Source organism: Pseudonocardia halophobica (genome assembly GCF_027922425.1).
Classification (GTDB): Bacteria; Actinomycetota; Actinomycetes; order Mycobacteriales; family Pseudonocardiaceae; genus Pseudonocardia; species Pseudonocardia halophobica.
Genome location: NZ_BSFQ01000012.1, coordinates 177,970 through 185,708, shown reverse-complemented (window position 1 = coordinate 185,708; position 7,739 = coordinate 177,970). Strand labels below are relative to the sequence as shown.

Below are 7,739 nucleotides of genomic sequence, written 5' to 3'. Positions count from 1 at the left end.
CTCCTCAGAAGCCACCAACGACAAGAACCGATCAGCCACACCCTGCCGTCGCGGGCGTCCGGAACACCTCGTCCCGAACATCAACAACCTTACGGAGCACCGATGACCGCCCCCATGACCGCACCCCAGCCCCTTCCCGGTCCCACGGCCGAACGCAACGGCGTCACGGTCGCCGTCGACGGCACCGACGCGGGCCTGCGGGCGGTCCGCTGGGCGGCCGCCGAGGCCGCCGTCCGCCGTGCGGGGCTCACGCTCCTGCACGCGGCGCCCTACGCAGCGGGGTCGACGGGGTCCCTGCACGCCCACGCGTGGCGGATCCTCGCCCGTGCCTACACCGTCGCCCACCGGCACGCTCCGCACGTGCAGGCCCGGACGGTCCTGGTGGCGGACGAACCACTCGCCGCCCTGGTCGCGACGTCGCGGGACACGGGCCGGCTGGGCGGGCTCCTCGTCGTCGGGCTCGCCGGGTCCGGGCACCCGACGGACGCACTCGTCGGGTCGCTCGCCCTGGACCTCGCCTCGCGGGCGGGCGGGCCCGTCGTGGTCGTGCCCCGGACGGGGACGCCGCGCGGCCCGGTCGTCGCGGCCGTGGGCGATCCCGCCGCCGACGTCGTCGTGCTCCGGCAGGCCCGGCGGGCCGCGGCCCGGCACGGCGTCGGGCTCGAGGTGCTGCACGCGGCCCGCAACCCCGGCGGCGCCGCGGAGGCGCGCGACGCCCTCGAACGCCTCCTGCACACCCTCGAGGCCTCCCGACCCGGCGTGCCGACGACCCTGCGGGTGGTGCGCGAGCCGAAGTACGAGGCCGTGGTCGAGAGGTCGGACCGGGCGAGCCTGCTCGTCGTCGGGGCCGGGCGGGGGCGGCGGCACCTGCTCGGGTCCACCACCCGCACCGCGATCCGGCTCGCGGGCTGCCCGGTGCTCGTCGCCGTGCCCGAGCCGGAGGACCCGTCGGGAGATCGGGACTCCTAGGGACGGAGGGCCGCCGAGGGCTCTCCGTTCGACCCTGGTGACCAGGGCGGAGCCGGACGATCGTGGAGGCGTCCGGCACCTCGACGCCCCCCGGGAGCGACCATGCCCACCGCCTCCACCGCGATCGTCGTCGACGACAGCGGCGTCCGCATCGGGACCGTGGACGGGAACGGGCAGGTGCGCGACTTCGCCCGCGTCCGCATCGGATCCACCCGGGCCGACGGCGTCGCCGTCGACTTCGCCGGGCGCCGGCTCGGCCGCGTCGTCCCCTGACCGGGCCCGTCATGTCCACGGACGTCACCGCCGGCCTGCTGGAGCGGGCCGTCCAGCTCGCGCTCCGGGCACCCTCGGTGCACAACACCCAGCCCTGGCGCTGGCGGCTGCGCGCACGTGAGGTCGAACTGCACGCCGATCCCGCGCGGCACCTGCCGGGCACGGACCCGGACCGCCGGGACCTCGTGATCAGCTGCGGCGCGGCCCTCCACCACCTGCGGGTGGCCGCCGCGGGGTTCGGCGGCGCCGTCGAGATCGACCGGTTCCCCGATCCCGACCACCTCTGGCACCTGGCCACGGTCCGGCTCGTCGACGGGCAACCGGACCGGGCCGCGGCCGCCCTGTTCGGCCAGCTCGCGCGGCGGCACACCGACCGGCGCCGGTACTCCCCGGAGCCCGTGCCCGCGGCACACGTGGCGGCGCTCGTCGAACGCGCCGGTGAGCTGGGCGTCGTGGCGGTGCCGGTGACCGATTCCGCCGTCCTCACCCGGATGACCGACGTCCTGGGCCGGGCCGCTCGCGAGCAGCGCCACGAGCCGGGCTACCTCGCCGAGCTGCTGATGTGGACCCGCCGCTACGCCGACGCCGCCGACGGGGTGCCGCCCACCGCGGTGCCCGTCCGGACCGGGCAGTGGGACGAGCCGGAGCTGCAGCGCTTCCCGTCCGGCACCCTGTCCCCCGGCCGGGGTCTCGGCCCCGACGGCGGCCTGCTGATGGTGCTGGCGACGCCGGAGGACGACCTCGCGGCGCGGCTGGCGGCCGGGGAGGCGACCAGCGCAGTGCTGCTCACCGCGACCCGCGGCGGCCTCGCCACCGACCCCCTCAGCCAGGCCGTCGAGATGCCGACGGCGCGGGAAGGCCTGCGCTCGGCGCTGAGGATCGCGGAGCACCCGCAGCTCGTGATCCGGCTGGGCTTCCCCGCGCCGGGGGCGCCGCCGCTGGAGCCCACGCCGCGCCGCCCGCTGCGGTCGGTCCTGCTGCACCCGTGAGCTGCGGGGCTGGGATCAGGAGCCGCTGGGCTCGCGGTGCTCGAGGGCCGCGCGGACGCGCTCGTGCTCGGCGACGTCGATCTCCCCCATCGCCAGCCGCTCGTCGAGGATGCGGCGGGCCCGGTCGGGATCGATGTCGTCGGCGGTGATCCCGCGCCGCGCCACGAGGGCCGCGCCCGCGGCGGCCCCCACGGCGGCGGCGACCAGCACGAGGATCACGGCGACCAGCCAGATCGTCGTCATGCCCCCGACCCCCCACATCATCGGACCGCTCCCGCCGGCGGGACCGACGGCTCGGCCGCCTCGTCGCCCGGGACGGCGGGCTCCGTGGCGCCCTGGTCGAGGCGGAACGGCGGGTAGGCGTCCGTCAGCAGGGCCGCGTAGGCCGCGACGCGCAGCACCCAGCGGTCGAAGCCGACCACGAGGTCGAACAGCCCGCGCGGGTAGCGCCCCGTGACCAGCAGCGCCAGGACGGCGACGAGGACGAGCACGGTCAGCAGGCCGCCGTCGAACTGGGTCGGGGCGGTGGTGCCGACCCGCCACACGACCGTGCCGCCGCCCCCGACCAGGAAGAACAGCACGAGGTAGTGCGGCAGCGCCAGCAGCCACCACTTCACCAGCACGAGTCCGCGGGACAGCCGCTCGGGCGGGTCGATCTCCAGCCGGGCCGGGTAGTCGGGGCGGTCGGCGAGCGTGAACGGCGGATAGCGGTCGGTGCCGTTGGCGCCGTAGCCGTAGTACGCGACCCGCCACCCCCAGCGCAGCACTCCGACGGAGAACTCGAAGAGCGCCCGCGGATACCGGCCGGACACGAGGATCGCGACGAACGCGACCACGGTGACCACCCAGCACGCGAACACCAGCACGGCCAGCACGATCACGTGCGGCACGAGCAGCAGCCACTTGACCAGCCAGAGCCAGCGCGACGGCTCGCCCTCGAGCTGCCCTGTGACCCGGACCGGGTACGCGGTGTCCGTCATGCCGGCCAGCGTCGGCGCGGTGCGGGTGCCCCGGCAGGGACCGCGGACCCGGCTCGCGGGGCCGGAGGACCCGGCCCGTCGGGGTGAGGCCACCACCACCCGGCACCGAAGGCTGGCCGCACAAGATCGACGAGTTGGCGCCCTGGGTCCGCGGTCCTGCTTCGGACAGTGTGATCACGAACCCGCGACACCCTCCGGACCAGGGAGAACCCATCATGACCAGCACCCTCGCCGCCCCCGCGACCGCCCGCACCACCGGCTGGGGGTGGGCCGGCATCGTCGCGGCGCTGACGGCGGGCGGCGCCACGGCGTTCCTCGCGCAGGGCCCCGGCACCTTCACCGACCAGGAGGTCAAGCCCGGGGCCTTCATCGTCGAGAACATGAACCCGGAGCTGCTGATCCGGCTCGGCGCCGGGCTCGGCCTGGTCGCCGTGATCGCGACGACGCTGTTCACCCTCGGCCTCTGCCGCCGGGCCGCCGCGACGGCGTCGGCGCGCCCGGGCTGGGTGGAGGCGCTGCGCTGGTCGTCGATCGCCCTGCTGGCGACCACGACGGTCGGGGTGCTCATGCGCTACGTGGCCGCGGGCGGCGCCCCGGGCGCCATGGACCAGTCCATGTACACGACCGAGGCCAGCGCCACCGCCGCGGTCCTCGCCGACCAGATCTCCACCGGCACCTACCTGCCCGCGCTGGGCGTGATGGCCGCGGCCGGCGTGCTGTCCCTGCGCGGCGCGCTGCTGCCCAAGGCGGTCGGGATCGTCGGCCTGGTCCTGGCCGGGGCCTCGCTCGTCGCCACCCTGGCGATCGGCCTGCCCTACAGCAGCGCCCTGGTCTTCCCGCTCTTCGCGCTGGTCGCCGGGATCGCCGCCGTCGCCCGGCGGGCCTGAGCACCGTCCGTCAGCGGCTGGCCGGCTCAGACCGCGTCGCGGGCCTCGGCGAGGGGGATGACCCGCGCCGTCGCGGTGGCCGTGGCCACGGTCGTGCCGTCCGGGTCGTGCAGGGAGCCCTCCAGGTGGGCGACGTCCCCGCGCCGGTGCGCGACCCGGCCGCGGCCGGTCAGCCGGCCCGGCCGGACCGGGCGCAGGAAGTGCACGCCGAGTTCGAGGGTCGACTGGAACTCGTCGGGCTCCAGGGTGGCGAGCAGGGCGGGCCCGACGACGTCGTAGAGCATCGCCGCGACGAACGCGCCGAGGACGTTGCCGGCCGGGTTGGTCCAGTCCTCGACCGCCTCGAACGACAGCTCGACCGGCTACTGGGCCGCCGCGGCCTGCGACTCGGTCAGTCCGCCGCCGGTCCACTCCCACATGGTCCAGCGGTAGCTCCCGTCCTCCTCGACCTCGTACTCGATCACGTCCGCGACCTCGCCGAGCCGTCCGAGCTTCTCCGACCTCGTCTGCGCGGTACCGAAGACGCCGAAGCTCGCCTTGTAGCCCGGGCCCGTCGGCCGGCCCACTCCGCCGCCGACCCAGTCGACGAGATCACCGGCCGGCGACATCATCAGGACGTGGCCCTCGCCGTAGAGGACCCCGCCGCGCCGGATCGTCTGGCGGTAGGTCCCGGTGTCCGTGATCTCCTGGCCCAGCAGGTTCCCGCGGCCCTGGAAGGACACCTCGAGCCAGACCTGCTCCCCCTCCGAGGGGAGGATGCGGACGCTCGTGATCTTGCCGGCGGACTCGCCCAGTCGATCACCCAGCATGGTGCGCCTCCTCGTGGTGCATCCGTGGCCCCGGTCGGCCGGCCGGGGCGCACCGGACAGGATGGGCGCGCCCCGCACCCCACCCAATACGGAGAGGTACGTACAGGGACCGGTGCCGGCGTCGCTCCTCGACGGCGTGGGCGGAAGTCGGGACGACCCGGGTCTTCCCGTAGGGAGCGACGACGAGCGGTCGTCCCTCCGAAGCCCTGCTCGAGAGGTGTTGAGACCACGCGGTGAAAGGTCGCTGATCTGCGGCGATTGACCAGTGTTCGAACATCGGTTCGAGTATGATCAGGGCATGGACGCAGGGCCCGTCGGCACCGCGCGCGAGCGCCTCCAGCAGGCCATCGCGCAGCTGACCGATACCGCCGGACCCAGCGCCGCACCGGACGACCTCATCGCCGCGCTGGTCGCCTACGAGGAAGCCCGACGCTTCCTGGACCGGGCCGTGGTCGACGCCACCGCCGATCTCCAGCGGCGCGGTGTGTTCGCCGAGCGCGGCTACCGCTCGCCCACCGGCGCACTCTCCGATCTGCTCGGCTGGGAACGCTTCGAGGCCCGCCGCCGCGTGATCGCCGCCGAGAACGTCTGCGAACAGATCGGGCTCGACGGCGTTCCGCTGCCGGCCCGACTTCCTGCCACCGCGACCGTGTTCGCCTCCGGCGAGGCCGGGCTCCGCCACGTCGAGGTGATCGCCCGGCTGCTGGACAGCGGCCCCGCCCGCCGACTCGCCCCCGAGACCTGGGCCGGCGCCGAAGTCCAACTCGCCGCCAACGCCGCGATCTACACACCCTCCGAGCTACACACCTGGGGCACCCAGCTCCTCGAGATTCTCGACCAGGACGGGCCCGAACCCGACGACACCCCACCCGCGCAGCTCAACGAGCTGCGGCTCTCGCGCTTCCGCACCCGCCCCGGCGGCAAGCTCACCGGCCGCTACGACGACGCCGCACTGTTCGACGCCATCGCCGCCGCGGTGGATGCCGGCGCCGCCCCGCGCGACGCCGACGACCAGCGCAGCGCGGCCGAGCGGCAGGCCGAGGCGCTGGCCGAGGTGTGCGCGCAGGTGCTGTCTCGCGGGCGGCTGCCCGAAACCGGCGGCCGTCGCCCGCAGTTGACCGTCACCGTCCGACTCGAGGACCTCGAGCGGCGGCCGGCGAGCGCATCGCTGGAGTTCGGCGGCCAGCTCACCCCGCAGACCCTGCGCCAGTTGGCGTGTGACGCGGCGGTCATCCCGGTGGTGCTCGACGGCACCGGGGTTCCGCTCGACGTCGGGCGGGTCTCCCGCACCGTCCCGGACGGGCTGCGCCGGGCGGTCACGGTTCGTGACAGCGGCTGCGCGTTTCCCGGCTGCGACCGCCCACCGTCCTGGTGCGAGATCCACCACGTGCGCGAATGGCAACACGGCGGCCCGACCAGCCTGGGCAACCTCGTCATGCTCTGCACCGTCCACCACCGGCTGATCCACCACTCCCACTGGGAAGTCCGGATGGTCGATGGGCTGCCCGAGTTCCTCCCGCCGAGCTGGATCGACCGCACCAGAACACCCCGACGACGACCACCACCGGTACTCACGCCCGTGGGATGAACGGCTGTCGTCCGGGCAGGGCGCCAACTCTGCTGGCCGAGATGCCGCCGAGTCCTTCCTGCCCGCACTCGGTGGCGCCGCTACGCACCCGCTCATTCAGCTCGACTCTGAGCGTTCGCGCTGGTCGAGCAGCACGCCCCCGACCCCACAGCGGCCGTCGCCGAATCGGGAGCGTTGCGGCATCCTGGCCGACACCGCCTGCCGTCTGCTGCCGCTCTGACGGTCCGCCTCACCTCAGGTGCCGGGCGAAGAACCGGGTCGCGTCGTCGCCCTCGAAGTGCGGGACGCCGGTGTGCCCGCCCATATTGGCGTGCAGCGTCTTCTCCTTGGCGCCGAAGGCGTCGAACAGGTCCAGGGCCATCTGCCGGTCGTTTCCTTCGTCGTCCCACTGCAACAGGACCTGCAACGGGATGGTGACCTGCCGGGCCTCCTCGAACATCCTGCGGGGCACGTAACTCCCGGCGAACAGAAGGGCGGCCGAGATGCGCGGCTCGACCACCGCCAGCCGAATTCCGATGGCGATCACCCCTCCCGAGTACCCGACCGGGCCGCCGATCTCGGGCAGCGAAAGGAGGGCGTCCAGGGCGGCCCGCCATTCCGGGACCGCCTTCTCGACCAGCGGGAGGACGAGCCGGTCGACGATCTCGTCGTCCACCGGCTCGCCGGCCGCCAGCGCCCGGCGCAGGTCGGCGCGGGCCTCCTCGGCGGCGGCGGAGCGGGGCCGGTCACCGCTCCCGGGGAGCTCGAGGGTGGCCGCGGCGAAGCCCTCCGCGGCGGAGTGTCGGGCCCGGGCGACCAGTCGGGGGTACATCCTGTGCAGTCCGCCAGGGTGGCCGAGCAGGATCAGCGGGGCCGGTGCGGATACGGACCCGGGCGTCCACAGGATGCCGGGGATCTCACCGAGGGTGAATTCGCGTTCGAGAACGCCGTCGTCGAGGCGCTGCTCGGAGGTGAATCGCATGGTCGTGCCTTTCGGGAGTGCGCGTGAACGGCGCTCCCGGACGACCTATCGCCCGACCGTGACCCCGGAGGGGAGCACCCATGTCGATACAGCGTTCACGGGTACCACCTCCTCGTTCTCTCGCACGGCCTCCGAGAAGTTAGCAGTGCTGGCCGCGATCGCCGAACGGGTTTCGGCGGAGGCTTCCTGACGGATGCCACGGGCTGTAGAGAAGGCGCTCTGCCTGTACCCAGTGCGTAGCACCTGTTCACCGATCCCGAGGCTGCCGTCCCAGGACGCAGAG

Annotated in this window: 10 protein-coding genes; 5 read left to right on the top strand and 5 right to left on the bottom strand. The window is 74.3% G+C overall.

The window, feature by feature from the left end:
* Nucleotides 1-102: 102 nt before the first annotated feature.
* The 3 genes from PKE99_RS16730 (at nt 103) to PKE99_RS16720 (ending at nt 2,231) form a co-directional block, all read left to right on the top strand.
* On the top strand, nt 103-969 hold the full coding sequence (locus tag PKE99_RS16730) for a universal stress protein (RefSeq protein WP_051738399.1): 867 nt from the start codon (nt 103-105) through the stop codon (nt 967-969).
* 102 nt (nt 970-1,071) lie between these two features.
* The gene (locus PKE99_RS16725; RefSeq protein ID WP_197040917.1) at nt 1,072-1,242 is read left to right on the top strand and encodes a hypothetical protein; all 171 of its coding nucleotides are present in this window, start codon (nt 1,072-1,074) and stop codon (nt 1,240-1,242) included.
* 11 nt (nt 1,243-1,253) lie between these two features.
* Nucleotides 1,254-2,231, top strand: a complete 978-nt coding sequence (locus PKE99_RS16720; RefSeq protein ID WP_037054672.1) for an Acg family FMN-binding oxidoreductase — start codon at nt 1,254-1,256, stop codon at nt 2,229-2,231.
* Between the two features lie 15 nt (nt 2,232-2,246).
* Here the strand turns inward: PKE99_RS16720 and PKE99_RS16715 are convergent, their stop codons facing one another.
* On the bottom strand, nt 2,247-2,474 hold the full coding sequence (locus tag PKE99_RS16715) for an SHOCT domain-containing protein (RefSeq protein WP_156068119.1): 228 nt from the start codon (nt 2,472-2,474) through the stop codon (nt 2,247-2,249).
* Nucleotides 2,475-2,491: 17 nt separating this feature from the next.
* Nucleotides 2,492-3,211 (bottom strand): DUF4389 domain-containing protein, encoded by a 720-nt coding sequence (locus PKE99_RS16710; protein WP_037054679.1) that lies wholly within the window; start codon nt 3,209-3,211, stop codon nt 2,492-2,494.
* Nucleotides 3,212-3,426: 215 nt separating this feature from the next.
* On the opposite strand from PKE99_RS16710, the gene PKE99_RS16705 reads away from it, so the two are divergent.
* A complete protein-coding gene (locus PKE99_RS16705) occupies nt 3,427-4,098 on the top strand; it encodes a hypothetical protein (protein ID WP_037054656.1) in 672 nt (223 codons plus the stop codon).
* A gap of 26 nt (nt 4,099-4,124) precedes the next feature.
* Here the strand turns inward: PKE99_RS16705 and PKE99_RS16700 are convergent, their stop codons facing one another.
* Both PKE99_RS16700 and PKE99_RS16695 read right to left on the bottom strand, forming a co-directional pair.
* Entirely contained in the window at nt 4,125-4,451 is a 327-nt protein-coding gene (locus PKE99_RS16700) for a PaaI family thioesterase (protein WP_269323080.1), read from the bottom strand.
* Nucleotides 4,452-4,460: 9 nt separating this feature from the next.
* Nucleotides 4,461-4,907, bottom strand: a complete 447-nt coding sequence (locus PKE99_RS16695; protein ID WP_051738397.1) for a hypothetical protein — start codon at nt 4,905-4,907, stop codon at nt 4,461-4,463.
* A 298-nt stretch (nt 4,908-5,205) separates the two neighbouring features.
* Between PKE99_RS16695 and PKE99_RS16690 the strand changes: the two genes are divergently transcribed.
* Entirely contained in the window at nt 5,206-6,495 is a 1,290-nt protein-coding gene (locus tag PKE99_RS16690; protein ID WP_271214885.1) for an HNH endonuclease signature motif containing protein, read from the top strand.
* 229 nt (nt 6,496-6,724) lie between these two features.
* Here the strand turns inward: PKE99_RS16690 and PKE99_RS16685 are convergent, their stop codons facing one another.
* Nucleotides 6,725-7,456, bottom strand: a complete 732-nt coding sequence (locus PKE99_RS16685; RefSeq protein ID WP_037045903.1) for an alpha/beta hydrolase family protein — start codon at nt 7,454-7,456, stop codon at nt 6,725-6,727.
* Nucleotides 7,457-7,739: the final 283 nt, after the last annotated feature.

Bases quoted from the DNA above. Each gene is read 5' to 3' on its own strand.
- PKE99_RS16730 (WP_051738399.1), top strand. From the start codon at position 103: ATGACCGCCCCCATGACCGCACCCCAGCCCCTTCCCGGTCCCACGGCC.
- PKE99_RS16725 (WP_197040917.1), top strand. From the start codon at position 1,072: ATGCCCACCGCCTCCACCGCGATCGTCGTCGACGACAGCGGCGTCCGC.
- PKE99_RS16720 (WP_037054672.1), top strand. From the start codon at position 1,254: ATGTCCACGGACGTCACCGCCGGCCTGCTGGAGCGGGCCGTCCAGCTC.
- PKE99_RS16715 (WP_156068119.1), bottom strand. From the start codon at position 2,474: ATGACGACGATCTGGCTGGTCGCCGTGATCCTCGTGCTGGTCGCCGCC.
- PKE99_RS16710 (WP_037054679.1), bottom strand. From the start codon at position 3,211: ATGACGGACACCGCGTACCCGGTCCGGGTCACAGGGCAGCTCGAGGGC.
- PKE99_RS16705 (WP_037054656.1), top strand. From the start codon at position 3,427: ATGACCAGCACCCTCGCCGCCCCCGCGACCGCCCGCACCACCGGCTGG.
- PKE99_RS16695 (WP_051738397.1), bottom strand. From the start codon at position 4,907: ATGCTGGGTGATCGACTGGGCGAGTCCGCCGGCAAGATCACGAGCGTC.
- PKE99_RS16690 (WP_271214885.1), top strand. From the start codon at position 5,206: ATGGACGCAGGGCCCGTCGGCACCGCGCGCGAGCGCCTCCAGCAGGCC.
- PKE99_RS16685 (WP_037045903.1), bottom strand. From the start codon at position 7,456: ATGCGATTCACCTCCGAGCAGCGCCTCGACGACGGCGTTCTCGAACGC.